The organism is Streptomyces sp. NPDC050528 (assembly GCF_044457795.1).
Classification (GTDB): Bacteria; Actinomycetota; Actinomycetes; order Streptomycetales; family Streptomycetaceae; genus Streptomyces.
Genome location: NZ_JBITHH010000003.1, coordinates 718,814 through 742,289 on the forward strand (window position 1 = coordinate 718,814; position 23,476 = coordinate 742,289).

23 protein-coding genes and 1 pseudogene are annotated in these 23,476 nt (G+C 71.6%); 9 read left to right on the forward strand and 15 right to left on the reverse strand.

The window, feature by feature from the left end; translation table 11 throughout:
* The first annotated feature begins 183 nt into the window (after nt 1-183).
* Both ACIBK4_RS14715 and ACIBK4_RS14720 read left to right on the forward strand, forming a co-directional pair.
* Nucleotides 184-885: a response regulator gene (locus ACIBK4_RS14715; protein WP_398995006.1), complete on the forward strand. Its 702-nt coding sequence runs from the start codon at nt 184-186 to the stop codon at nt 883-885.
* A 132-nt stretch (nt 886-1,017) separates the two neighbouring features.
* Nucleotides 1,018-2,022 (forward strand): Acg family FMN-binding oxidoreductase, encoded by a 1,005-nt coding sequence (locus tag ACIBK4_RS14720; protein ID WP_398995007.1) that lies wholly within the window; start codon nt 1,018-1,020, stop codon nt 2,020-2,022.
* Nucleotides 2,023-2,140: 118 nt separating this feature from the next.
* On the opposite strand, the gene ACIBK4_RS14725 is transcribed toward ACIBK4_RS14720, so the two are convergent.
* The 10 genes from ACIBK4_RS14725 to ACIBK4_RS14770 form a co-directional block, all read right to left on the reverse strand.
* Complete coding sequence (locus ACIBK4_RS14725) at nt 2,141-2,968, reverse strand: universal stress protein (protein ID WP_398995008.1); 828 nt, start codon at nt 2,966-2,968, stop codon at nt 2,141-2,143.
* Between the two features lie 283 nt (nt 2,969-3,251).
* Nucleotides 3,252-3,521 (reverse strand): SHOCT domain-containing protein, encoded by a 270-nt coding sequence (locus ACIBK4_RS14730; protein ID WP_398995009.1) that lies wholly within the window; start codon nt 3,519-3,521, stop codon nt 3,252-3,254.
* Nucleotides 3,522-3,536: 15 nt separating this feature from the next.
* Nucleotides 3,537-4,436: a universal stress protein gene (locus ACIBK4_RS14735; RefSeq protein WP_398995010.1), complete on the reverse strand. Its 900-nt coding sequence runs from the start codon at nt 4,434-4,436 to the stop codon at nt 3,537-3,539.
* A 243-nt stretch (nt 4,437-4,679) separates the two neighbouring features.
* Complete coding sequence (locus ACIBK4_RS14740; RefSeq protein WP_398995011.1) at nt 4,680-4,982, reverse strand: ferredoxin; 303 nt, start codon at nt 4,980-4,982, stop codon at nt 4,680-4,682.
* Nucleotides 4,979-6,301: an NADH-ubiquinone oxidoreductase-F iron-sulfur binding region domain-containing protein gene (locus tag ACIBK4_RS14745; RefSeq protein WP_398995012.1), complete on the reverse strand. Its 1,323-nt coding sequence runs from the start codon at nt 6,299-6,301 to the stop codon at nt 4,979-4,981. The genes ACIBK4_RS14740 and ACIBK4_RS14745 overlap by 4 nt, the downstream gene beginning before the upstream one ends.
* A complete protein-coding gene (locus ACIBK4_RS14750; protein WP_398995013.1) occupies nt 6,298-7,089 on the reverse strand; it encodes a ferric reductase-like transmembrane domain-containing protein in 792 nt (263 codons plus the stop codon). Before ACIBK4_RS14750 ends, ACIBK4_RS14745 begins: the two co-directional genes overlap by 4 nt.
* A complete protein-coding gene (locus ACIBK4_RS14755; protein WP_398995014.1) occupies nt 7,086-8,117 on the reverse strand; it encodes an FAD:protein FMN transferase in 1,032 nt (343 codons plus the stop codon). The genes ACIBK4_RS14750 and ACIBK4_RS14755 overlap by 4 nt, the downstream gene beginning before the upstream one ends.
* 41 nt (nt 8,118-8,158) lie before the next feature.
* Nucleotides 8,159-8,458: a hypothetical protein gene (locus ACIBK4_RS14760; RefSeq protein ID WP_398995015.1), complete on the reverse strand. Its 300-nt coding sequence runs from the start codon at nt 8,456-8,458 to the stop codon at nt 8,159-8,161.
* Nucleotides 8,459-8,573: 115 nt separating this feature from the next.
* Nucleotides 8,574-9,977, reverse strand: coding sequence for a sensor histidine kinase (locus tag ACIBK4_RS14765; RefSeq protein ID WP_398995016.1), 1,404 nt, complete (start codon nt 9,975-9,977; stop codon nt 8,574-8,576).
* Nucleotides 9,974-10,660 carry a response regulator transcription factor gene (locus tag ACIBK4_RS14770; protein ID WP_398995017.1) on the reverse strand — a complete coding sequence of 229 codons (687 nt, stop codon included), beginning with the start codon at nt 10,658-10,660 and terminating at the stop codon, nt 9,974-9,976. Before ACIBK4_RS14770 ends, ACIBK4_RS14765 begins: the two co-directional genes overlap by 4 nt.
* Nucleotides 10,661-10,793: 133 nt before the next feature.
* Between ACIBK4_RS14770 and ACIBK4_RS14775 the strand changes: the two genes are divergently transcribed.
* Nucleotides 10,794-13,160 carry a heavy metal translocating P-type ATPase gene (locus ACIBK4_RS14775; RefSeq protein WP_398995018.1) on the forward strand — a complete coding sequence of 789 codons (2,367 nt, stop codon included), beginning with the start codon at nt 10,794-10,796 and terminating at the stop codon, nt 13,158-13,160.
* Nucleotides 13,161-13,293: 133 nt separating this feature from the next.
* Nucleotides 13,294-13,809, forward strand: coding sequence for a DUF2231 domain-containing protein (locus tag ACIBK4_RS14780; protein WP_398995019.1), 516 nt, complete (start codon nt 13,294-13,296; stop codon nt 13,807-13,809).
* A gap of 461 nt (nt 13,810-14,270) precedes the next feature.
* Here ACIBK4_RS14780 and ACIBK4_RS14785 read toward each other — a convergent pair whose 3' ends face one another.
* Both ACIBK4_RS14785 and ACIBK4_RS14790 read right to left on the reverse strand, forming a co-directional pair.
* A complete protein-coding gene (locus ACIBK4_RS14785) occupies nt 14,271-16,640 on the reverse strand; it encodes a glycoside hydrolase family 65 protein (RefSeq protein WP_398995020.1) in 2,370 nt (789 codons plus the stop codon).
* 76 nt (nt 16,641-16,716) lie between these two features.
* Nucleotides 16,717-17,601 carry a universal stress protein gene (locus tag ACIBK4_RS14790; protein WP_398995021.1) on the reverse strand — a complete coding sequence of 295 codons (885 nt, stop codon included), beginning with the start codon at nt 17,599-17,601 and terminating at the stop codon, nt 16,717-16,719.
* 233 nt (nt 17,602-17,834) lie between these two features.
* On the opposite strand from ACIBK4_RS14790, the gene ACIBK4_RS14795 reads away from it, so the two are divergent.
* The 3 genes from ACIBK4_RS14795 (at nt 17,835) to ACIBK4_RS14805 (ending at nt 19,396) form a co-directional block, all read left to right on the forward strand.
* Nucleotides 17,835-18,059 carry a hypothetical protein gene (locus ACIBK4_RS14795; protein WP_359616501.1) on the forward strand — a complete coding sequence of 75 codons (225 nt, stop codon included), beginning with the start codon at nt 17,835-17,837 and terminating at the stop codon, nt 18,057-18,059.
* Nucleotides 18,060-18,089: 30 nt separating this feature from the next.
* Nucleotides 18,090-18,743: a DUF4389 domain-containing protein gene (locus tag ACIBK4_RS14800; RefSeq protein WP_398995022.1), complete on the forward strand. Its 654-nt coding sequence runs from the start codon at nt 18,090-18,092 to the stop codon at nt 18,741-18,743.
* Between the two features lie 140 nt (nt 18,744-18,883).
* On the forward strand, nt 18,884-19,396 hold the full coding sequence (locus ACIBK4_RS14805) for a universal stress protein (RefSeq protein WP_398995023.1): 513 nt from the start codon (nt 18,884-18,886) through the stop codon (nt 19,394-19,396).
* A 370-nt stretch (nt 19,397-19,766) separates the two neighbouring features.
* On the opposite strand, the gene ACIBK4_RS14810 is transcribed toward ACIBK4_RS14805, so the two are convergent.
* The 3 genes and pseudogenes from ACIBK4_RS14810 to ACIBK4_RS14820 all read right to left on the reverse strand — a co-directional run bounded on the left by ACIBK4_RS14810 (nt 19,767) and on the right by ACIBK4_RS14820 (nt 20,537).
* On the reverse strand, nt 19,767-20,000 hold the full coding sequence (locus tag ACIBK4_RS14810) for an MBL fold metallo-hydrolase RNA specificity domain-containing protein (RefSeq protein WP_398995024.1): 234 nt from the start codon (nt 19,998-20,000) through the stop codon (nt 19,767-19,769).
* A 110-nt stretch (nt 20,001-20,110) separates the two neighbouring features.
* Nucleotides 20,111-20,248, reverse strand: a pseudogene (locus ACIBK4_RS14815) (MBL fold metallo-hydrolase); the annotation flags it as partial.
* Nucleotides 20,249-20,282: 34 nt separating this feature from the next.
* Nucleotides 20,283-20,537 carry a hypothetical protein gene (locus ACIBK4_RS14820; RefSeq protein ID WP_398995025.1) on the reverse strand — a complete coding sequence of 85 codons (255 nt, stop codon included), beginning with the start codon at nt 20,535-20,537 and terminating at the stop codon, nt 20,283-20,285.
* A 112-nt stretch (nt 20,538-20,649) separates the two neighbouring features.
* Between ACIBK4_RS14820 and ACIBK4_RS14825 the strand changes: the two genes are divergently transcribed.
* Complete coding sequence (locus ACIBK4_RS14825) at nt 20,650-21,948, forward strand: HNH endonuclease (protein WP_398995026.1); 1,299 nt, start codon at nt 20,650-20,652, stop codon at nt 21,946-21,948.
* Nucleotides 21,945-23,390, forward strand: coding sequence for a hypothetical protein (locus ACIBK4_RS14830; protein ID WP_398995027.1), 1,446 nt, complete (start codon nt 21,945-21,947; stop codon nt 23,388-23,390). The genes ACIBK4_RS14825 and ACIBK4_RS14830 overlap by 4 nt, the downstream gene beginning before the upstream one ends.
* The last annotated feature ends 86 nt before the right edge of the window (nt 23,391-23,476 follow it).

Consider the following 23,476-nt stretch of genomic DNA (forward strand, 5'->3'; position numbering starts at 1 on the left):
GGAAGGTCTCACCGGCCAACCGCCGCCGGGAGGGGCCACCGGACCGTCGCGCGGGGGCCGGTCAGGACACGTCGCGAGGACCGGTTGGGCCGGTCGGCCCTAGTGCTTCCGGACCGGGCGCGTGATGATCGAGGTCACGGACGGCCCGCAGTCCGTTCATACTCCGGGGAACGAGGCGTCGAGATGGCCGAGGCACACACCTTCACCGCGCAGGACCCCATCCGCGTCTTCCTGCTGGACGACCACGAGGTCGTCCGCCGCGGTCTGTCCGACCTCCTGGACGCCGAGGAGGACATCTCGGTGGTCGGCGACGCCGAGAACGTCGAACACGCCCTGGTACGCGCCCCCGCGGTACGCCCGCACGTCGCCGTCCTGGACGTACGCCTCCCCGACGGAAACGGCATCACCGTCTGCCGCGAACTCCGCGACCAGATGCCGGAGTTGGCCGTCCTCATGCTCACCTCGTTCGACGACGAGGACGCCCTGCTCGACGCCATCATGGCCGGGGCGTCCGGCTACGTCCTCAAGCAGATCAAGGGCACCGACCTGGTCTCCGCGGTACGCACCGTCGCCTCCGGGCAGTCGATGCTCGACCCCGCGACAACGGCCCGCCTGATGCGCTCACTGCGCGCCGAGCCAGCCCAAGCCCCTGAGACGGCACCGGAGTTGGCGAGCCTGTCGCCGCGCGAGCGGGAAATCCTCGCGCTGATCGGAGACGGACTCACCAACCGCGAGATCGGCAAGAGGCTCTACCTGTCGGAGAAGACCGTCAAGAACCACATCTCCCGGCTCCTCGCCAAACTCGGCGTCCAGCGCCGGGTACAGGCCGCCGTCCTCGCCTCCCACCTGGAACAGCCGGAGTCCAGCGACAGCTCGGGCCGCTGAGCCACCCGCCGGGCCATCCGGCGCGACCCCGGGCCGTACGGCCCCTCCCCCGGCCCTCCCGGCGGAACCACGCTGGACAGGCACAGCCAACAGCCCGGCCGCCCTTCGGGCGCGGGGCGGGGAGGAGACCCCATGTCCAGCACGGTTCTCGACGTCCCGACCCTGGAAACACTGATCGCGGCATCCGTCGCCGCGCCCTCGATCCACAACACCCAGCCCTGGCGCTTCCGGCTCGACCCGGACACGGTCACCCTGGAGATCCGAGCCGTCGCGGAACGCGGCCTGCGGCACACCGACCCATCAGGACGCGCCCTGCACATATCGGTCGGCTGCGCGCTGTTCAACCTGCGCGTCGCGGTCGCCCACTGCGGCTGGGAACCCGTGACCAGGCGACTCCCCCGGCCCGGCGAACCAGAACTGCTCGCCACCGTACGGCTCGCCGGAACCACCCGGTTCTCAGCGGCACCGGAGCTGTACGACGCCTTGTGGCGCCGGCACAGCAGCCGCTTCCCGTTCTCCGACCGGCCGGTGCCCGCCTCCGTACTGACCGAACTGACCGAGGCCGCCCACGCGGAAGGCGCCGTGCTGGACCTACCCGGCCCCACGGAAACCGACCGGCTGCTACGGCTGACGCGAGAGGCCGAGCAGCGCAACACCGCGGACACCGGCCGGGCCGTGGAGAGCCGCCGCTGGGTCCACCCGCCCGACGGCGAATCCCTCGGCATGCCACCGGAGGCGATCGGTCCACAGGACGCCCGGGAGCAGCTACCCCTCCGGGACTTCGGCGCCCACCGCCACCCGACGGTTCTCGCCGCCCGCCCCTTCGAGAAGCGGCCCTCCATCGCCGTACTGTCCACCCTCCACGACCGCCGCACCGACTGGCTGCGCGCCGGGGAGGCGCTCGAACGCGTCCTGCTGGTGGCCACCGTCCACGGCGTGAAGGCATCCCTCCTCCACCAGGCACTGGAGTGGCCCGACCTGCGCGAGCACCTCACGGACGGCCAACGGCAGCACGCACAGATGGTGCTCCGCCTCGGCTACGGCAGGCAGGGGCCGGCCTCGCCGCGCCGGTCGGTGGGTCAGTCGCTGGAGCAGGGTTCACAGCCGACCGCCGTGCCGGGTGTGGCCCCGCGTTGAACGGCCGTTGTCCGAGGCCACAGCCCTGGATCGGGTCGTCCGTCGCACGTGCGAGTGGCCGGTGGAACACCGTATGGTGCTCCACCGGCCACTCTCCGTTTCGGTCGTCCACCGGGGGCTAGCAGCGGACCAGGGCGACGGGGCAGTCGGCCTCGCGCAGGGCGGTCCGCCCGACCGGGTCCAGCAGGCCGCCTCCGAACCGGGACCGGCCACGCACTCCTACCACCAGGAGCTGGCTGTCACCGCTGGCCTCGACGAGGGCTCGGCGGGATCGGCTTGGGGGGCGACGGCAGCGCAAGGTGATGTCCGGGTACCGCTTGCGCAGTTCGGACAGGGTCTCGGCGAGCGCGAGGTCCTCGTCGTCGTCCGCCACGGCGGTAGCGGACCCGCTCTGCGGCCGCGTGGAAACGACGTGCCGCAGATGCACGGCCACCAGGTCGGCTCCCCGCAACGAGACCTCGGCGAAGGCGAATTCGGCGGCTTCACGGAGTGTCGACGTGCCGTGGACGGCGAGCAGCACGGGGCCGGCCGGGTTCGGCCTGCCACGCACCACCAGCAGTGGACCGGACGCGCGTGCCGACAGGCGCCCGGCGAGCGAGTCGTCGCGCAGGGTGCCGTGCCCTCGTGTGCCGTTGCTTCCGACGACGGTCAGGGACGCGCGGTGCGACTCTGCCGCCAGCAGGTTCCCGGGTTCGCCGACAAGAACTTCGCGCGAGACACGTACCCCCGGAGCTGCGCTGAGCGCACGTCGCTCGGCCTCGGCCAGCGCGCCGGTCCCGGCCGCGTCCCACGAGGCAACTCCCGACCGTGCGCCTCCGGACGGCCAAGCGATGACCTGCATCAACTCCAGGCCGACTCCGAGCCGTTCGGCTTGCCTCGCGGCGACTTCCACCACCGCAAGGCTCGACCGCGAACCATCCACTCCCACGACCACCGGTCCACTCATCACGGTCCACCCCTCTCCAGGCACCCTCCCTGGACGGAAGAGGCGCTCCACTGGACTCCAGACTCGTGCGGCCCCCGGCGCTCCCACAGGGGCCGGACGGACCCATCAGCACACCGACTGGCCCTCGGTTGCAGACTGGTTGGGCCCGATGAGTCCCCGGGGGATCGAGGCTTTCGGTGGACACCCCGCGCCGCCGTCACCGGGACAGAGCCGCACGGGAAAAGGCAAACGGGGTGGGGCGGCGGACGGGTCTCTCCCGCCGGTCGTCGCCCCACCCCGGACCTCAGTGTTCGGTGAGCCTGGAACCGTCCGTGCGCAGTACGGCCAGGCGGTTGCGGTAGTCCTCCTCGTCGATCTCCCCGCGGGCGAACCGGTCGGCGAGCACCTGCTCGGGCGAGGGCGCGGCGAGGGTGTTCGGACGCCGGGAGGAGAGGATCTGGTTGCGGATGAGCAGGACGGCGACGGTCAGGAGCACGGCCCACAGCAGGACCGAGCCGATCGACATCGCGAACCAGTCCCAGCCGCTCATGTCGTGGTGGTTCCAGTACGTCATCACGGTGGTCGCTCCTCAGACGTGCGAGACCACGGCGACCGGGCAGTCGACGTGTTGGACGGCGGCGTGGGTCACGGGGCCGGTACGGCGGCCGATGGGCCGCTCGGCAATGCGGTGGCCGACGACGAGCAGACACGCTCCGGAGGCGGCCCGGATCAGCGCGGTCTGGGGCCGGTCCTTGGTCACCGTCGCGACGACCTCGACGTCCGGGTACTTGTCGCGCCACAATCGCAGCGCGCCGGTCAGGAGGTTCTGCCACTCCTCGGCCCGGTGCGGGTCGTTGAGCAGGTCGACCTCGCCGGGACCGAGCCCCAGGACCGGTGTCTGCCAGGCGTGGACGACACGGAGCCGCGCGCCGCGCAGCCGGGCCGCCTCGAAGGCGAACTCGATCTCGGCGTCGCCGGGTGCGTCCAGGTCGACGGCCAGCACCACGTCCCGGTACCCGGTCCGCCGGCCGATCCCGTTGTCGTCGGTCGGCAGGAGCTCGTCAGCAGTCGTCTCGCCGCCCCGGACAAGGACCACGGGGCGCGTGGCACGGGCCACCACACCCTGTGCGACCGAGCCCACCAGGAACCCGGTGAACCCGCTCAGGCCGCGCGAGCCCAGCACCAACAGCTCGGACTCCTCGGCCGCCTTCAGCAGCTCCGCGACCGCAGGCCCCTCCACCAGCTCGTTGACCAGGCGCACATCCGGGCACGCAGCCAGGACCCGATCCTGCGCCTGCCGCAGAGAACTGCGCGCCAGATGCCGTTGGACCGCACTCTCGGACTCTTCCTCCGCCGGGTGCGAAGGCCGGTCCCAGGCATGCACGAGCCGCAACGGCAGGCCGCGGCGCAGCGCTTCCCAGGCCGCCCATTCGGCAGCGGCCAGACTCTCCGCAGATCCGTCCACTCCGGCCATGACGGACGCAAGCATGATCCGCACCTCCCCTTGCTCGGTGTGTTCCTCCCTGCCACCGTCGTCCCTCAACTGCCCTTGCGGGAGGGGTCACCGGGGCCGCGCACGGGGCCATTCGGCCCCATCCCCCTGTTGCCGACGGTCAGTTGGCGAGTCCGAGCCGACGCGAGTCGCCAGGCTGGACGCGGATCGCCCGATCAGGCAGTCAGGCAGTCGCACGTCGATCGCGGAACGGTCCGCCGACAGCACGGCGATCGACGGTCACCCCGGCTGTCCGTGGGACACCGCTCGGCGTGGTGCGGCTGTGCCGCAGGTCGGGAGCTGATCGGGCGCAGGGGTGGGCGCACGGTTCAGACGGAGTGCCATCACCGGGCAGGCGGCCACCGCGCGTTGGGCGTGGGGGAGCAGTTCGGCCGGGACCGTGGCGCTGTGCAACACGGGGTAGCCCCATTCGTCCAGGCCGACCAGTTCGGGGAGCAGTTCGGCGCAGAGGCCGTGTCCGTCGCAGGCGGCGAAATCGACGGCCAGTACGTGGGCCTGGGCTTCGGCTTGGGCGCGGGTCATCGCCATTCCTCCTCCTTGGGGGGCCGGGCTGCGGGCACGGGCAGGACGAGGGGGGCGTACGCGGCGCGGCACGGTCCTGTGTGTACGTGCCGGTGGGCGTCGTCGGCGAAGACCCGCAGCGCGGAGGCGGCCAGCCGTGCTCCGCCGTCGGGATGGCTGCACGCGCCGCGTCCCGGGAGCAGTCCGAGGCGGTGGTGGAGCCGGTCGATCCGCTGGGCGTCGGCGCTGCCCCGGGCGAGCGCGGCGAAGTCCTCGGCGACGGCCGGCAGTCCGAACCGGCACGGCCCGCACTGCCGGGCGCTCTGCGTGGCGAGGTACTCCAGCGCGGCTGCCGTCTCGGCGAGGCCGCAGGTGCCTTCGGGCAACGCCACCAGGACACCCGCCCCCCGTTCCGGTGCCGCGGTGCTCAGCGGCACCGGCAGCCAGCTGCCGAAGAAGCCTCCCGCGAGCACGGCACCGAGCCGCCCCAGCGGGCCACCGGCTCGGCCCAGCGCTGTGGGCACCGGACTGCCCGCCGGGATCTCATACACCCCCGGGTACCGGACGGCGCCCGAGACCGTGACCAGCGTGGTGCCCGGTGTCCGGGGGCTGCCGCTCTCGCGGAACCAGGCGGGGCCGTAGCGGGCCATCAGCGCGAGGTGGGCCAGGGTCTCCACGTTGCCGATCAGGGTGGGCCGTTTGCCGACGCCCTTCTCGAAGGGGCGCGGTGGGGTGGCGAGGGGGCGGGCGTCGCCGCCGTTGAGCCAGTTCACCAGAGACGTCTCCTCGCTGGAGACGAAGTGGTGGGGCAGTGTGTGGACCTTCACCGGTACCGGGTCGAGCCGGGCGCGGCGCCGCTCGGCGACCGCCGCGGTGAGCTGGTCCGCCTGCGTCGCCCGGGTACGGGGCACGCACAGGTGCACCACGTTAGCGCCGACCGCGACGGCGGCCAGTACCGCGCCGTCCAGGACGAGGTGCGGGGCGAGCGAGAGCAGCACCTCGTCCTTGTGGCTGGCCGGCTCGCTCTCCATGCCGTTGGCGACCACCACGGCGGGCCCCTTCGCCCCGGCCACGGAACGGAGCTTGCGGCCGGTGGGGAAGCCCCCGCCGCCCCGGCCGGTGAGCCCGGCCTCCTCCACGGCGCGTACCAGCGGCATGGCGGCTCCGCGGCTGCGTGCCGACGACAGCGGTACCGGGCCGTACCGGCCGAGGTGTTCCGTCAGGTCGGCGGTCCGGCCGGTGTCATACCAGCCGTGGAGCAGGCGTTCGCCGTAGGGGCCGCAGGGGGCCGTCGCATGTTCTCCGGCGAGTACGGTCCCGGTTCCGGTGTCGGAGTTCATTCGGCGTCGTCTCCCTCGGGTGCGGCTTGCTGGTCGGACTGCTGCTGTGGGGTCGACGACTGATGGGGGGCCGCTGGGGCGGTGGCCGACGCCGGGGCCTGTGCTGTGCCGCCCGCGCGCTGCGCCCAGCCGGGCCGCAACGGGCCGCCGGCCAGGAACGCGACCAGCGCCACGGGCACCAGCACCAGCACCAGGGCGGCCGTCGCCCACCGGCGGACCCGGAGTGCCGTTGTCCCGGCCCTGGCCAGCCGCCACCACACGGCGGCCACGACGGTCAGCAGACAGCCCGCGTACAGCACCAGTTGCGGGCTCAGGCGGGTGTCCGTGCCGGTGCCGGCCGCGTGGAAGAGCGCCACGGGCCAGGACGCGTACGCCAGCCAGTGCACCGCCTTCCACCGGCGCAGGCCCAGGCGTCCGCGGACCGCGCTGGTGACCGCGACCGCCAGCAGGAGATCGAGCGCCACCGCGCCCAGGCCCACCCACAGCGGACGGTAGGAGGCCACGAACGGCACGAAGGCCGTCGGCCAGGTGAGGTGGGCGTAGCTGTCGGCGATGGCGGTGACGATGTGCATTCCCAGGAAGGCCAGGGTGAGCAGCGACAGGTTGCGGTGCAGCGCGGACACCTCGAACCGGCCCAAGCGGGCGGGCGCGTACCGTCCCGCCGTCGCAATGCCGAGCGCGACCGTCGCGGTCAGCAGGACCAGTGCGACGGTGCCGCCGGCCCGGGTCGCGTACCAGAGCGGGCTGGGGCCGGAGGTTCCCGCGACGAGCAGGACGGCGCCGTTCATCGGGCGCCTCCCTCGGCGGGCCAGGCTCCGAGGCACAGCACTCTGCCGTCGACGCGGACCAGCCGGGCCGGCAGGCCGGTGCCGCGCAGCCAGTCGGGGGCGCCTTCGCCGAGGACCAGCGCGGCGGTGGTCGCGGTATTGGCGTCCACACAACTGCCCGCGGCGACACTGACGGTGCGCCAGACGGGCGGCGGGACGTCGCCGGTGGCCGGGTCGACGATGTGGTGGAGGGTCCGGCCGCCGCGCCGCCAAGTCCGTACGGTCGTACCGGACGTGGCGAGGCCGCCGTCGCGGATCGAGACGACGGGGTGTCTCGGGCCGGTGCACGGGGTTGTGCGGTCATCGGTTGTCGGGGGCCGGAGGCCGGTACACGGGGTCGCGTGAGCTTCGGCAGTCCCGATCCGCCGACCACCCTCCGGGGCCGCGTGGTCGTCGGCGATGGCCACTCGCCAGCCGCCGTACGGTGGTTCGCCGGCCGCCGACAGGTCGCCGCCGAGGTTGACCAGGACTCCGCAGCCCACCGCCGCGGCAGCCCGGCGAGCCGCACGGTCTGCGGCCAGGGCCTTGGCCGTGGCGCCGAGGTCGAGCGTCGTACCGGCGGGCAGCCGCAGCAGCCGCAGGGCCGGATCCCAGCGGACGGTCCGCCAGCCGGCGGCGGGACGCGGCGCGGTCGCAGGACCGGTGTCCTCGGGCCGACGCGCGGCCACCTGGGCGAAGGTGCGGTCGTAGCCGAGCGCTACGACCGCCGGGCCCGCCGTGGGGTCGACGGCTCCGTCGGTGAGTTCGGCGGCGCGCAGGGCCACCTCCACGGCCTCGGCGAGCAGGGCGCTCACCGGTACGGGCCCGTTGCCCGCAGCGGTGTTGGCGCGGGACAGCTCGGAGTCGGGCCGGAACCGGCTGCACGCCGCGTCGATGGCGGCCAGCTCGGCTCGCAGAATCAGTAGCGCGTCGTCGGCGCGGGCCGGATCTGCGGTGAGCAGCACAGCTGTGGTGCCCAGCGCGGTGAAGACCGCGGTGGCGGGCTCCACGCCGCTTCCGACTCGGCCACGGGCGTTCGCCGACGTGGCGCTCATGACGCACCCGACTGGGTCTGCGGTGCCTGCGAGGTCGGCGCGGGGGCCTGCCCGGCGGGCTGGAGGCCACCGCTCGTTCCCGTGCTGGTGCCGCTGCCGTGCCGTGCGGATCCGGCCGGCACGGCGATGCCGGGGAGCGCGTGCGCGTACCCGGCGCCCAGTACAGCGGTGCCCGCGACGGCCGCGGCGGCCACCCAACGGGTCGTGGCGCCCACCCGGCGCAGTCCTCGTTCGCGGCGCCGGACGGCATCGCGAACGGATCGGTCGGCGGCTGCGGGCTGCTCGGGAAGAGGCATCGATGAACTCCTCGCTAGGAGGCCGGTTTGTCCCACCACCCAGGCTGCCCGGTGGCCCGTCGGGAACCGGTTCAGGAGTTCTTCAGAAGCGGTTAAGATCTCGCCCGAGCAGCGGTCAGGCCCCAGCCCGCCGGCCGCGCGGGGTCCCCTGCGACGGCGGCGCGGGAAGTTCCAGGAGGACGGTCAGCCCCCCGTCGGCCGTGTCCTGAAGCCGTACGGTGCCCCCGTTGGCGGTGACCAGCCGGTGCACGATGGCCAGCCCCAGTCCGCTGCCGGACGCCTCAGGATTGCCGAACCTCCGGAAGGCCGCCTCGCGTGCCGCCGCGCTCATCCCGGGACCGTCGTCCACCACCCGCAGGAGCACGCCTTCGCGCGTCGCCTTCCCCTCGACGCGGACCGTCGCACCCTCACCCACCGCGTCCAGGGCGTTGGCGACCAGGTTGTCGATCACCTGCTCCAGATCTCCCGCACCCAGGTACGCCGTGAGCCCGGCGCCGCAACGGCCGACGAGCGAGACCCGACGCTCGCGCGCCACCGGCTCCCAGGCGGTGACCCGCTCGTCGACCACCTGGTCGACCCGGACCGGAACCGGCCTGGGCACCGCGGTCTCCGCGCGGGCCACCGCGAGCAGCCCGTCCACCAGCCGGGACAACCGGGCGATCTCCTCCTGCGCACCGGCGAACTCCGCCGCCGTCGCCTCGTCGGCGCCCGCCGCCAGCAGGTCGAGCCGCAGCCGCAGTGCCGTCAACGGCGTGCGCAGCTGGTGCGAGACGTCGGCGACGACCGCCCGATGGCCGTGGATGAGGGCCTCCATCCGTGCCGCCATGGTGTTGAACGTGGAGGCGAGCCTGCGTACCTCCTGCGGACCGCGCCCGCTCGGTGCCCGTACGTCGAGCGTGCCCTCGCCCAGCCGCAGCGCGGCGGCGTCCACGGCCCGCAGCGGGCGCCCGACCCACCGGGCCAGCGCCACCGACAACAGCACGCCCGCCACCAGACCACCGGCGCCGATCAGCGCAAGCCGCCCCCACATCGCGCTGATCCGGTCGTTCGTGTCCTCCGCCGACCGGGACAGTACGGCCACCCCGACCGGACGCGTGGTGTCGCCGATGGGCACGGCGACGACCAGCCGGTCATCCCGCTCGCGGGTGGCCGTCTCCGGGTGGGCGAGCACCTGGTGCGCCAGGTTGCCCCAGGTGTCGGCGGCCTCGTCCTCCGTGTCGTCGTCGCCTGTCCGCCCGGGGCACTCGGTGGCCGCCACGACCTGTCCCGCCGCGTCGAAGACGGCGGCGCAGTCCCCGGCCCGCCCGGCCTGTTCCAGGAGCTGTCGCATGGAGGCGGAGGAACGGTGGTCCGAGAGGTGTTCCTCGGCCGCGGCGGCGATCGTCCGGTCCACCGCCTCGGTCGTGTCCCGGAAAGAGGTGCGCTCACGCTGTGACAGGGACAGTCCCAGCGGCACCACCGCCAGCACCAGCAGCATGACGATCAGCGCGATGAAGGCCAGTGCGATGCGCCGGGTCATCGTGCACCGGCGTCAGGGTCCTGGCCGGGATCGGGTGCGCCGAGGCGGAATCCCCGGCCGTACACGGTCTCCACCAGTCCGGGTACGTCGAGCTTGCGGCGCAGCGCCGCGATGTGCACGTCGAGCACCTTGGTGGGGCCGTACCAGTGCGCGTCCCAGGCGCGTTCCAGGACCTCCTGTCGGGTGACCACCCGTCCCGGGTCGGCGGCCAGGCACTCCAGGATGTCGAACTCCTTTGGTGTGAGGGCGACTTCGCGGCCGTCGACGGTCACTTTGCGGGTCCGCAGGTCCACCGCGAGGGGGCCGTGCCGCAGCAACTCGGAGTCGGACGGCTGGACGCGGCGCAGCACGGCCCGGATCCGCGCCAGCAGCTCCGCCAGGCCGAACGGCTTGACCAGGTAGTCGTCCGCGCCCTCGTCCAGGGCCGCGACCCGGTCGGCCTCCTCCCCGCGCGCCGTCACCACGATGATCGCCGCGCGGGAACGGCTCCGCAGCCGACGGCAGACCTCGACACCGTCCAGGTCGGGCAGCCCCAGATCCAGCAGCACCACATCGGGCTCCGGGTCCGCGGCCAGCGCTTCCCGCCCGGTGTCGACGCTGCGCGCCCGGTACCCGGCCCGCTCCAGCCCCAGCACCAGGGAGGCAGCGATCCCCGGGTCGTCCTCGACCACCAGTACACGCACGCCGACATCCTACGATTCCGCCGCCTTGCCCGGATTGGCCGACCGGCCCGGGGTTGTGGGCTGTTCGGCCCTGCCGTCCGTCGCCGGGTGTGCGATTGCATGGACATCCGGGAACACTGTCGCGTCCGGCGGCATGCATGCCCGGAGAAGCCAGAGGTCCACTGCCGTGTCACAGCTGGGAGCCACCGGAGACGGGCAGGGGCGGCAGGCCTGGAGTGCCCGTGGACTGCTCGAACCGGCCCTGCTGGCCGTGACGGCGACCGCCCTGCTGAGCGGGGGAATCGCCTGGGCGGCCGGGAGCCGGGGTGTCGCCGACGCCTGTTGGGCGGCCGGCACCGTACTGGCCGTCGTTCCCGCCGTGGCCTGGGTCCTGGCCGCGGTGCGGAAGGGGCGGGCCGGCGTCGACCTGATCGCGGTGCTGGCGCTGGCCGGGACCCTGGCGGTGGGCGAGTACCTGGCGGGTGCGCTGATCGCGCTGATGCTGGCGACCGGCCGGGCGCTGGACGCCGCCGCCGAACGCCGGGCCTCGCACGACCTGCGGGCCCTGCTGGAGCACGCCCCCCGCTCGGCCCGCCGCCGGAACGGCCGTGAGGTGACCGTGGTCCCGCTCGCCGAGGTCGCCGTCGGTGACGTGCTCGTGGTCGGCCCGGGAGACGTGGTCCCCGTCGACGGCGCCGTCCTGACCGGCACTGCGGAACTCGACGAGTCCGTGCTGACCGGCGAGTCCGCCCAGGTCGAGCGCGGCACCGGCGAGCCCGTACGCAGCGGTGTGGTCAACGCGGGCGGTGTCTTCGAACTCCGGGCGACCGCCACCGCGCAGGACAGCACGTACGCGGAGATCGTACGGCTGGCACAGCACGCGGGCGCGGAACGGGCACCGACCGTGCGGCTGGCGGAGCATTACGCGGCCTGGTTCCTGCCGCTGTCGCTGGGGCTGGCCGCTCTCGCCTGGCTGCTGAGCGGATCCGCCGTCCGCGCGGTCGCCGTCCTCGTCGTGGCGACCCCCTGCCCACTCCTGCTCGCCGCACCGGTCGCCGTCGTCTCCGGACTGTCGCGGGCGGCCCGCCGCGGTGTCATCGTCCGGGACGGCGGGGCGCTGGAGCGCCTGGGCCGGGCCCGCACCCTGGTGATCGACAAGACCGGCACCCTGACCGTCGGCCGACCGCACGTCCTGGCGGTCGCCGCCGCCCCCGGGCGGTCCCCGTCCGAGGTGCTGCGGCTCGCCGCCTCGCTCGACCAGGTCTCCGCCCATGTGCTGGCCGAGGCGATCGTCCGCGAAGCACGAGCCCGAAACCTCACGCTGTCCATGCCTGCCGACGCCACGGAGGAACCAGGGCGCGGACCCGCGGGCACAGTGGACGGCCTGCGTCTCGGCGTCGGCAAGTCCGGTGTTCCGCAGGAGGCCCTCCCCGAGTGGGCCCATGCCGTGGACAACCGGGCCATTCTCGACGGGGCCGCCATCGCCTGGCTCACCGTCGACGACGCCCTCGCCGGTGCCGTCCTGCTCCAGGACCCGCTGCGCCACGACGCCCCACGCACCGTCCGCCGACTGCGGTCGGTGGGGCTGACCCGGCTGCTCATGCTCACCGGTGACCGCGCCGAACCCGCCCGTGAAGTGGGGGCCGTCCTGGGCCTCGACGACGTCCGGGCCGGTCAGCTCCCCGCCGACAAGGTCGCGGCCGTACAGGAGGAACGCGCACGGGCAGTCACCGTCATGGTCGGCGACGGCGTCAACGACGCACCCGCCCTGGCCGCCGCCGACATCGGCGTGGCCATGGGCGCCCGCGGCTCCACGGCGACCTCCGAAGCCGCCGACATCGTCCTCACGACGGACCGGGTCGACCGCCTCGCCGACGCCATGGAGATCGCCGTGAGGGCCCGCCGGATCGCGGTACAGAGCGCTGCGGGCGGCATGGCGATGTCACTGCTCGCCATGATCGCGGCCCTCCTCGGCTGGCTGCCCCCTGCCGTCGGCGCCCTTCTCCAGGAAGGCATCGACGTCGCCGTCATCCTCAACGCCCTGCGTGCACTGCTGCCGGCCCGTGGCGCCCGTACCGCTCTCGAACCGGACGCGGAGGACCTCATCCACCGCTTCGCGGCCGAGCACGACGACCTCAGGGACGCCCTCGACGCCATCCGCGAAGCCGCCGGTCTGCTCTCCGCGCAGGATGGTCCGGGATCGCTGGCCGCCGTGCGCCATGTCGACGAGCTGCTCACCACCCGGCTGCTCCCCCACGAATACGCGGAGGAAGACCAGCTCTACCCCGCGCTGAACAGACAGCTCGGCGGACCGGAAACCACCGAGACCATGAGCCGGGCCCACACCGAGATCGGCCGCCTGTCCCGACGTATCACGACCCACCTCCGTATAGCGGACGAGACGGGCGCGCTGAAGCCGGAACAAATCGACGACCTGCGCGCCTGCCTGTACGGGCTCCACTCCGTCGTCCGCCTGCACTTCAGCCAGGAGGAGGAGAGCTACTTCTCACTCGCTCCCTGAGCCCGCCCGCCTGTGGGTGCCACGGGGCAGTGATTCGGACGAGACTCAGAAGTAACTGAGAAGTCCCTGTGAAAAAGTGCCGAGGCTCCCGCAGCGTCCACAGTCCGGCCAACCCCCCATGGAGAACACCCTCATGAGCCTCACCGTCGTCAACGGACTGCCCGCGCACGTTCTGTTCGTGCACTTCGTCATCGTGCTCGTGCCCCTGAGCGCCCTGGCACTCGTGGTGTGCGCGGCCTGGCCCGCGGGTGCCCGCCGACTCGGCCTGCTGCTGCCCATCCTCGCGCTCGTGTCCTTGGCCAGCGTGCCGGTGGCCACCCATGCGGGGGAATGGCTGGAACAGCACGTCGGCAGCGACCCGTTGGTGCGCAAGCACGCCGAACTCGGCGACGGCCTGCTCCCGTGGGCTCTCGGACTCTTCGTGATCTCGGCCGTCGTTTGGTGGACGGCCCGCCGGTCGGCCCCCGCCGCGGACGGCGCGGCGGGGGCCTCGTCATCGCCCTCGGCACTAGTTCGGGGCGTGGTCGTGGTTGTTTCCCTCGCTGTCGCGGTCGGCGCCGTGGTGGACGTCTACCGGATCGGCGACTCGGGGGCCAAGGCAGCCTGGAAGGACAACTATTCCAAGACGGCCACGCAGAACGGCGGCTGACGGGACGAAGGCGACTTTGGGGGCTGGCTCCTCCGACTGCGCGACCTGCGGAACCTGGTGGACATCGCCGGCGACAAGAACACCTCCGTCGTCTTCCTCGCACCCCTCATGAGCACCATCGGCGAACTCGGTACCTTCCCGCCGGGAAACAGCAGCAGCCACCTCTCCCGCACCGCCCGTCGACATCACGAAGACGATCCCCGGCGGCCACCAGCGCGTCCGGCGACGAAGCCGTCGGGACCGGCGGACGGGCACCATCAACGAGTTCGCCCACGGACGCCGCATGCGCCACTGCCGATACCAAGAGCTGTCCAGAACCCACCTGGAGCACGTACTCATGGAAACGGCACGCCCGGTGTCCAAGCCGCCCGCTCGGGAGGCGACGCCACCCGGCGGGCGAAGGGGGAACACCTCACCTGCGTGGGGCCGTCACACGTCCAACTGTCGTGCCGAATTGACGGTCAGTTCGCGAGTCCGAGCCGGCACGACTCCCCCGGCTGAACGAGCACGGTCCGGTCGGGCAGCCGCACGTCGATCGCGGAGCGGTCCGAGGACGGTACGGCGATCTCCAGCCGACCGTGGGTCAGCCGCAGCCGCACGCCCCAGTGGCCCCGGTAGCGGAGGTCGAACCCGTACTCGGACAGCTCCGGCAGCGGCACGGGGTCCAGCCAGAGGGCGTCGTCGCGGGTGTCGAGGCCGGTGAGGCCACGCTGGACGAGGTCGAGGGTGCCGGCCATGGCACCGAGGTGGATGCCCTCACCGGTGGTGCCGCCCTGGAGGTCGGCGATGTCGCCCCGCAGCGCCTCCTGGCAGTACGTCCAGGCCTCGGCGCGCCGGGCCCGGGCCAGCACCCAGCCGTGCACCAGGCCGCTCAGGGTGGAGCCGTGGCTGGTGCGGGACAGGTAGTGGTCGACGGTGCGCCGCCAGGTGTCCTCGTCCAGTTGGTGGCCCAACCTACCGAGGATCTCACGGAGTTCGGCCGGTCCGAAGAGGTAGCCGAGCATCAGGACGTCGGCCTGCTTGGAGGCCCGGTAGCGGTTGACGGTGTCGCCCTCCGCCTCCAGGATCCGGTCCAGGCGGCGGATGTCCCCGTACCGCTTGCGGTAGCCGTCCCAGTCGAGCTCGGCGAGGTCGCCGTAGCCCTCGAACTGGCTGATGACGCCGTCGTGGAAGGGCACGTGGAGGGTGCGGGACACGTCCTCCCACTGTTCGAGTTCGCCGTCGTCCAGGCCGGTGCGCTCCACGAGCTCGCGTCGGCGCGGTTCCGGCAGGGAGCGCAGCAGTTCGAGGGTCCGGGTCAGGACCCAGGCGGCCGTGACGTTGGTGTAGGCGTTGTCGTCGAGGCCGGGCTCGGACGCGCCCGGGTAGGCGTCGTGGTATTCGTCCGGGCCGACCACCCCACGGATGCGGTGACGGCCCAACCGCTCGTCGTAGACGGCCGAGTCCGCCCAGAAGCGGGCGATCTGCAGGAGCATCTCGGCACCCTTGGTGTGCAGGAACTCGGTATCGCCGCTGGCCTGGCAGTACTGCCACACGTTGTAGGCGATCGCCGAGCCCACATGGTGCTGACGGTGTGAGTGGTCGGGCAGCCAGCGTCCCGAACGGGGGTTGAGGTGCAGCCGTTGAGTCTCCTCGCGTCCGTCGCTGCCGCTCTGCCACGGGTAGAGGGCACCTGCCCTGCCCGCTTCCCGGGCGGCGGTGCAGGCCTGTTCGAGGCGCCGGTGGCGGTAGCGGAGGAGGGCTCGGGAGACCTCCGGGAAGTGCAGGTTGAGGTAGGGCAGGACGAACAGTTCGTCCCAGAAGACATGGCCGCGATAGGCCTCGCCGTGCAGCCCCCGGGCCGGTACCCCGACGTCGAGGTCGGCGGTGTGCGGGGACAGGGTCTGCAGGACGTGGAAAAGGTGCAGTCGCAGGATGTGGCCGGCTTCCCCGGGGACGTCCAGTGCGGCCCGGTTCCAGAGCTGGTCCCAGGCGGTGAGGTGCGATTCAAGCAGCGCGTCGAAGTCGGGCGCCCTGCTCACCCGGGCGAGCGCAGCGTGGAGGGGGTCGCTGATCGCGGGGTCGCGCGAGGTGTGCAGGGCGACGGTCTTGTCGACGGTGACGGTGCGGCCGGGGGTCAGGGCGAGGCACGTCCGCTGGGTAACCCGGGGGCCGTCGTGCCGGACGGTGGCGGACGCGTCGGCGGTCAGCCGGGAGGCCATGGCGATGCGGATGTCCGAGGTGCGGGTACGGCAGCGCAGCCACACCGTGTCGGCGACGTCGGTACCGGTGTGCACGTGAGTCAGGTGGCGGCCGTCCAGGTCCCGGTACCGCGGCACCCCCGCATTGGTGACCCCTCCGTCGAGCGCCGCCTCTACCTCCAGTTCGCCGGTGAAGCCCTCGGCCGTGAACTCGGTGCGCAGCGCGGCCAGATGAGGGTCGGCCATGTGCGCCAGCCGCTGCTGGCGAACCGTCAGGATCTCTCCCTCGCCGAGTCCGTAGCGGGTGCGCCGCTCCAGCAGGCCGGAGTCCAGGTGCAGGATCTGGTGATGGTCGAGCACGGTCGCGGTGTCGGGGGTGAGCCATCGCTGCTCATGGAGGCGGAAGCGCAGAGGCAGCCAGTTCGGCACGTTGACCATGTCCTCGTTCTCGACCTGGCGGCCCGACACCTGGGAGGTGAGCCGGTTGTAGCAGCCGGCCACATAAGTCCCCGGGTAGTGCACCTCGTCCGCCGCGCACTCGGGCAGTGCGCCACGCGTGGCGAAGTACCCGTTGCCCAGCGTGCACAGCGACTCCCGCAGCCGCTCGTCCGCGGCCTCGTAGCCCTCGTACTCCCAGGTCCAGCCAGTCACTTGGGGCTCCTCACGCGAGCGGTGCGCCGGGATGCGTACGACGTCTTAGGTGCCCCGAGGCCGTCGGGATCCGTCATCAGGATCCACCGGGCAGCGGCACGACCGCGACCGGACACTTGGCGTGGTGCAGCAACGCGTGCGCGATGCGGCCCGGCCGGAGGCCGAGGGGACTGTGTCCGCGCCGGGCTCCGACGATCACCAGGTCGGCGGCGGCCGACCGTTTCACCAGTTGGCTGCGGGCCGACCCCTCGACGGTCGTGGTGCGGACCCTGACCCGCGGATGGTCGAGCACGACGTCGCACAGCAGGGTGTCCAGCAGGGCGGAGGCATGGGCCTCGTGGCGGCGGGCCGATTCCGGCACCTGCCGGGAGCGATCGGCGGTCCTGCGCGCGGGACGCTTCCAGGCACGCACGATGTCGAGAGTGCAACCGCGCGCCTCGGCCTCACGGAAGGCGAACCGCACGGCCTCCTCGCTGGTGTCAGGGTCCCCGGCGCCGAGCAGAACGCGTTCGTGGCGACCGGCCAGACCCGCCTCGTCACCGCGGACCACCGTCACTGGGCAATGGGCCCGGGCAGCCAGAGCCGGGCCGACCACACCCAGGAGCAGCCCGGTCAGCTCACCGAAGCCGCACACACCGATCACCAGGGCCGAGGCGTGGCGGCTCTCCTCCAGCAGCACGGGCAGCACGTCCCCGGGGACGGTCTCGGTGTCGACCTTCGCGTCCGGGTCGCGTCGCCGTGCCCGGGCCGCCACGACGGTGACAACGTCCTCGACCGGAACCCGCTCGGAGGACGGCTCGGGACCGCCGGTCAGGGCGGGGGCGTCCTGCTCGCGTTCCGGGACGAAGGCGTGCACCAGCCGTAGCGACAGTCCGAGCCGCGCGGCCTCGTCGACCGCCCAGTCGACCGCGCGCAGGCTCGGGGTCGATCCGTCGACACCCACGACCAGGGGCAGCTCCATCGCGCCCACCGCCTTTCGCCTGACTCGGTGTCCTGCCGCGCAGGGCTCCACTGTCACCCTCGCACTCACCACCGGCCGGCACGAGGGCCACACGGCCCGGGCACCTGCCCACTCAGCCCCTGGGCCGCCGGGCACCGGAGCGAGACGCTCACGGTAACGCCGGAGAAAGGGTGGCCTGGCTCCCTGCGGAGGAGGCATCCGAAGCGCCGCGCGTCCAACTGAAGGAGACGGTCATGGTTCCTCTCATTCTGATCGGAGCGACCGTGCTGGGCGGCTGCCTGGTGTTCGGCTACAGCTCGCTCGTCGTCGGCTTCCTGCTGATGGCGGCGGGAGTCATCGGGCTCATCACGTTCATGAGCACCCGGGGCGTCGTCCTGCGGCCGGGCGAGCGCGAGGCCGTCATCGAGGAACGGCACTACATCGGCAAGCACGACGACCACCGGAACTACCGGAGTTGACCGCACCAGCCCCAGAAAGGATCGTTCACCATGAATGAAGCGACGCCCGCGGTCCACCCCGCCCGGTTGACCGCGGACCTCGATCCGTCCCTGTCACGCTGGCTGTGGCTGGTGAAGTGGCTGCTCGCCCTCCCCCACTACGTCGTCCTGTTCTTCCTGTGGGTGGCGTTCGTGGGGGCGAGCGCGGTGGCCTTCTTCTCGATCCTGTTCACCGGCCGCTACCCGCGCCCGCTGTTCGACTTCAACACCGGCGTACTGCGCTGGAGTTGGCGCGTGGCCTACTACGCGTACGGCGCCCTGGGCACCGACCGCTACCCGCCCTTCACCCTCGCCGACGTGCCCGACTACCCCGCGCACTGGGACGTGGCGTACCCGGAGCAACTGTCCCGCGGTCTCGTCCTGGTGAAGTGGTGGCTCCTGGCCGTTCCCCACTATCTGATCCTGGCGTTCCTGCTCGGCGGGCTGAAGGTGCCCTGGGCCTCGGGCGGCCTCATCGCACTGCTCGCCGTGTTCGCCGGGGTCTCGCTGGCCGCCACCGGACGCTACCCGCGCGGCCTGTTCGACCTGGTGATCGGGCTCAACCGATGGGTACTGCGCGTGGTCGCCTACGCAGCGCTCCTCACCGACACCTACCCGCCGTTCCGGCTCGACCAGGGAGGTGACGAACCCGGAGCCGAGTCCTGAACACGGCACCCGTCCGAGCCCGGGCCTTCAAGGCCCCGACGGCAAGGGCCGGTTGGGCCCGGGCACGGCCCCGTCGGCCCACGTCACGGCCGCCGTTTCCGGGCCACTGTGATGACAAGAGACCGACCGGGGAGGCTGCCATGACCGGACACACCGACGGCACCAGCATCGTGGTGGGCGTCGACGGCTCCGAACCGTCGATGGCGGCCCTGCGCTGGGCGGCTGAGCAGGCAACAGTCCTGCACACGGACCTCGTCGCCGTGCACGCCTGGCAACCGGCCGCGAACGGACACGCCCCCTACGCCCCGGCGCCCGCCGGTCTGACGCCCGCCCAGGAGTGCGACCGGGCCGCCCAAGTCCTCGCCGCCACCGTGCGCGAGGCACTGGGACCCCGGACCGGCGATGCCGTCCTTCGCATCGTGGTGGAGGGACCGCCCGCACGCGTTCTGCTCCAACAGGCGCGCGGTGCCCTGCTGTTGGCCCTGGGCCGCAAGGCACACGGGAACTCCGGACTGCCCTCGGTCGGTCCGGTGGGCCGTGAGTGCCTGCGGCACGCAACAGTCCCCGTGGTGACCGTGCCGGTCGCGGACCGGTCCCAGGAGTCAGTGGAAGCCGTCAACTCGCCTTCGCTGGCCGGGAGTCGCGTCCCCTAGCACCGTGGGCAGCCGGAAGACCATACGGCTCGGACCTGGTGTCCGGACCGGTTCTCTCCCCAGAGGGGTAAAGGGTGTGCCGTCCTGGGTACGCCGAGGTGGGGCTGGTCGGCTCTGGTGCGTGGTCGCTGTGGCCCACGGACCGGGGCCCAAGGCCCCATCGTCGTACGAGCGGTCACGGACAAGGCTGACCGCATACGCGGTCGCCGGGTGAGAAGCACCCGGCCCACGGAAATCCAGGAGGCGGCGGCCATGAAGCGCATACAGGAGACCAAGCGCCCCTCGATTCCGCGCCGACCCGCGCCGCTCGACCTGCGCACCCCGTCCGGGCGGCGCCTCCCGTACTGACACATGGGCGGGCGCGCCCCCGTCACCGGACGAGGACCCGCTCCCCCGAGCACGGCACGACGGCCGTCCAGCCCAGGGACCGGTCGATACGGTCCCGCAGGGCCTCCGCCGCTTCGGGCTCGCCATGCACCAGGTAGGTGGTCTGCGGGGCGGGCGCGCCACGCAGCCAGTCGATGATCTGGGCGGCATCCGCGTGGGCCGAGAAGTGCGGTACGTCGGCGACCTGTGCACGCACCGGGACGTACTCGCCGAACATCTTGATCGCCTTGGCTCCGTCGACGAGGTCGCGGGCCCGGGTGCCGCGTGCCGCGTGCCGCGTGCCGCGAAGCCCACCACCATGACGGTGTTGCGCGGGTCGGGCAGCAGACGCTCCAGGTGGTGCAGGACGCGGCCGCCGGTGGCCATGCCGGACGCCGAGACGATGACGGCGGGCCCGGTGGAATCGCCGATGCCGATCGACTCCTGGACGGTCCGGTCCGCGAGGAACGGCTCGGGGCTCAACACGTCCGTGCCGGCGGCCGTGACCTCGGGGCGCAGCTCAGGAGCCCCGGCGGCGGAGTTCGGCAAGCTCGTGCAGGACGACCTCGGTGCGGTCGATGGCGAACGCCGGAATGACGACCGTGCCGCCCCTCCTGAGGGTGCAGGTCAGGACGTCGGCGAAGTGAGCCCGCCCGGAGTCGACCGGCAGTCCATCAACAATCAGCGTATGGAAGGGCTGTTGAGCTCCTACGACCAACCGCCCGAGGTAGATCAGTAGCCTCGGGGCGGAATGGTCGGTAACCCGTTCAGGCAACGGGACGGGCAGGCTGCGGGGCAGCCAAGCACCTGGCACTTCGCCCCTCTTGCGCGAGGGAGGCCCTTTGTCGGAGGGCGTCCGTAGCATGTGGGTACCTGGAGGAGGTGTCGTGGCCGTACCTGTCGCGCAGCAGCGCAAGTTGACCCAGCGTTCCGGCAATATCTGCGCCTTTCCCGAATGCGGCTTGCTGCTGACGGCTCAAGGGACGCCGGAGGACCCCATCGTGGTGCTCGGCGAGATGGCCCATATCGTGGCGGAGAGCCCGAAGGGGCCACGGGGCGATTCGCCGTTGACGCCGGAGGAGCGCAATCGGTACGAGAATCTGATCTTGCTGTGCAATCAGCACCACCAGCTGATCGATTCCGAAGGCGCGCTGGCCAAATACACGGTGGAGCGGCTGTACGCCATGAAGGAGGCTCACGAACAGCGGATAGAGCGCAGGCTCGGCGGACGCTCCAACGTGCCGTCGGAGCTGCCCCCGATAGTCAACGACACCGTGTACAGCAACGTGCTGCCGGTTACACAGATGCCGCGCCACATCTACGGAGCGCCTTGTTCTGCCGGGCGGGAGAGTGAGGTCAGGCCGGCCGCGACGTCTGCTGGGGTGATGACGCCATTCATCCTGCGTGAGGGGCGGTTGTGGGCATTCCAGGACTTGAGGGACAGCAACAACCCGTTTGCTGACGTGGTGGCGTGTACCGAGACCGAGCGCTTTTCCACCAAGGAGTGGTGGACGGACGCCGACAAGCTGGGGTGGTACGTCGCGTTGCTGAACCGGTCGCTGAACAAACTCACCGGACGACTTGGTCTGCGGCTTGACCACGACCACCACCGCTACTACTTCGAACCGGAGGCGGCCGGTGTTGAACGCTCGGTTCCATACCGGCCCTTGAACGCCAGCCGGGCGACTCGGAGCGTCGTATGGCAGCCCAAGAAGCGAGCGACCGGGGAGGCTCGCAACTACTGGCTTCACCGCGCTGTTTCGCTGCGCTTCTTCCTCATCGGTGACAACCGGTGGTGCCTGAGCGTCAGACCCGAGCTGCGTGTCACATCGGACGGCTTCGAGTCCATACAGGCCAAGTACATCGGGCGGCAGGTGACCCGGAAGAAGTCCCGTCTGTTCAACCACGATCTCCTGGGCGAGGTTCAGTTCTGGCGGGACTTCCTCGGCAGGAGTACTCCGCGGATCTTCTTCCCCTTCGGCACCGACAGGCAGAATCTGATCGTCTCGACGTCCCTGAGCAGCGGGCAGGTGCGCTGGCCGGGCATTCCCGCCGAGCACGACATGCCCTTCAAGAATGTCGAGTATGTGGATGACCTCTTCACCTGGGCCGAGGCGGAGGGCTTGGGCGAGGACGATGATCGCGCCGACGAAGACGACGAGGACGCGGAGGGAACGCTGCGATGACGGCACGCCCTGCCCCGCCGAGCGTCTCGCCCGCCGGCTCCCCGTCGCTCATCGCGAGCACCTACTTTCCCGAACCGCTGCTGCAGTTTGCCGACGACGGCCTGCACATCGACCCCAAGGCCGGCATCGCACGCTACGGGCCACGTTCCTGGACGGCGTCGGGCCGCCACCCCACCCGGCTGCGCGTGGGGCTGATCGGCACCCCAGATCTTGTCGAGGCGGCACGTGCCTGGATGGGCAGTCGCGCCGAGGGCGTACTCGGCGACGTGAACAACCCCGAGTTCCCTGGATGGATGCCTGACCGCGGGTTCTTCTCGTCGCTGGAGTTCGACGATGCCTGGAATGAAGAACTAGGGCAGACCGAGCTGCGCCAGGTGCTGGAGATCAAGTCGCAGATGGACCGCTTCCACGCTGCTGTGACTCTGTTCGAGACGAAGTTCCGGCAGCTGGCAGAGCGGGACAGCGTCCCCGACTACGTCGTGATCGCTCTGTCCGACCAGATCGTGACGCGCTGCGGCACGGCCGACTACATGAGCAAGGAAACCGGCGCGGTCCATCGCGACCTGCGCCGCGCCCTCAAGGCAAGCGCCATGAAGTTCCGCATGCCGACGCAGATCGTCCGAGCACCCACGCTCGACGGGCGCGACAGGACGCCGCCCTCCCGTATCGCGTGGAACTTCTTCACTGCGATGTACTGCAAGGCGGGAGGCTATCCGTGGAGTCCGTACGGCCTTACGCCCGGTACCTGCTACGTCGGCATCGGTTTCTACCGGCCGCTGGGCAGCGCGGCTGCGACGATGCAGACCAGCCTCGTGCAGGCGTTTGACGAGCGGGGGGAAGGACTGGTCCTCCGGGGGCACGAATTCGAGTGGGATCCGAACAAGACCGGGAGTCGTTCGCCTCACCTGACGGCCGACGGCGCGCACCAGCTGATGGCGCTGGTACTCGACCGGTACGAGGCGGTCATGAAGCAGACCCCGGCTCGTATCGTGGTGCACAAAACTTCGCGCTACTGGCCGGACGAACGCGATGGCTTCCGCGCTGCGATCGAGTCCCGTGTGCGGCGCTACGACCTGATGGCGCTCGAGGCGCAAAGCCGGGTCCGTCTCATCACCACCTCAAAGTATCCGCCACTTCGCGGAACCCGCTTCAGCTTCGGGGAGTTGGACTACCTGTACACGACGGGCTACATATCCGCGCTCAACGAGTTCCACGGGATGCACGTCCCGGCGCCGCTCCAGGTCGCTGATCACGTCGGGCAGGACTCTTCGCGGGACTCCCTGCTGAAGGAAGTTCTCGCGCTCACCAAGCTCAACTGGAACTCGGCCGCACTCGGCGGACTCCTGCCGATCACGATCAAGTTCTCTGGGCTGGTCGGCGAGATCATGAGGGAGATCCCTGCCGACCGGGAGCCGCTGCCTCAATTCAAGTTCTATATCTGAACGAACAGGCGCGGCCCATGGACAGCGCGGAACGCGGTTAGAAGCCAGCCCACCTCATGACGGAGGTCCGTTCGACGGTCCCGATC

Coding starts and splice junctions, on each gene's coding strand:
- ACIBK4_RS14715 (WP_398995006.1), top strand. CDS start 184: ATGGCCGAGGCACACACCTTCACCGCGCAGGACCCCATCCGCGTCTTC.
- ACIBK4_RS14720 (WP_398995007.1), top strand. CDS start 1,018: ATGTCCAGCACGGTTCTCGACGTCCCGACCCTGGAAACACTGATCGCG.
- ACIBK4_RS14725 (WP_398995008.1), bottom strand. CDS start 2,968: ATGAGTGGACCGGTGGTCGTGGGAGTGGATGGTTCGCGGTCGAGCCTT.
- ACIBK4_RS14730 (WP_398995009.1), bottom strand. CDS start 3,521: ATGACGTACTGGAACCACCACGACATGAGCGGCTGGGACTGGTTCGCG.
- ACIBK4_RS14735 (WP_398995010.1), bottom strand. CDS start 4,436: ATGCTTGCGTCCGTCATGGCCGGAGTGGACGGATCTGCGGAGAGTCTG.
- ACIBK4_RS14740 (WP_398995011.1), bottom strand. CDS start 4,982: ATGACCCGCGCCCAAGCCGAAGCCCAGGCCCACGTACTGGCCGTCGAT.
- ACIBK4_RS14745 (WP_398995012.1), bottom strand. CDS start 6,301: ATGAACTCCGACACCGGAACCGGGACCGTACTCGCCGGAGAACATGCG.
- ACIBK4_RS14750 (WP_398995013.1), bottom strand. CDS start 7,089: ATGAACGGCGCCGTCCTGCTCGTCGCGGGAACCTCCGGCCCCAGCCCG.
- ACIBK4_RS14760 (WP_398995015.1), bottom strand. CDS start 8,458: ATGCCTCTTCCCGAGCAGCCCGCAGCCGCCGACCGATCCGTTCGCGAT.
- ACIBK4_RS14765 (WP_398995016.1), bottom strand. CDS start 9,977: ATGACCCGGCGCATCGCACTGGCCTTCATCGCGCTGATCGTCATGCTG.
- ACIBK4_RS14775 (WP_398995018.1), top strand. CDS start 10,794: ATGCATGCCCGGAGAAGCCAGAGGTCCACTGCCGTGTCACAGCTGGGA.
- ACIBK4_RS14780 (WP_398995019.1), top strand. CDS start 13,294: ATGAGCCTCACCGTCGTCAACGGACTGCCCGCGCACGTTCTGTTCGTG.
- ACIBK4_RS14790 (WP_398995021.1), bottom strand. CDS start 17,601: ATGGAGCTGCCCCTGGTCGTGGGTGTCGACGGATCGACCCCGAGCCTG.
- ACIBK4_RS14795 (WP_359616501.1), top strand. CDS start 17,835: ATGGTTCCTCTCATTCTGATCGGAGCGACCGTGCTGGGCGGCTGCCTG.
- ACIBK4_RS14800 (WP_398995022.1), top strand. CDS start 18,090: ATGAATGAAGCGACGCCCGCGGTCCACCCCGCCCGGTTGACCGCGGAC.
- ACIBK4_RS14805 (WP_398995023.1), top strand. CDS start 18,884: ATGACCGGACACACCGACGGCACCAGCATCGTGGTGGGCGTCGACGGC.
- ACIBK4_RS14810 (WP_398995024.1), bottom strand. CDS start 20,000: ATGTTCGGCGAGTACGTCCCGGTGCGTGCACAGGTCGCCGACGTACCG.
- ACIBK4_RS14830 (WP_398995027.1), top strand. CDS start 21,945: ATGACGGCACGCCCTGCCCCGCCGAGCGTCTCGCCCGCCGGCTCCCCG.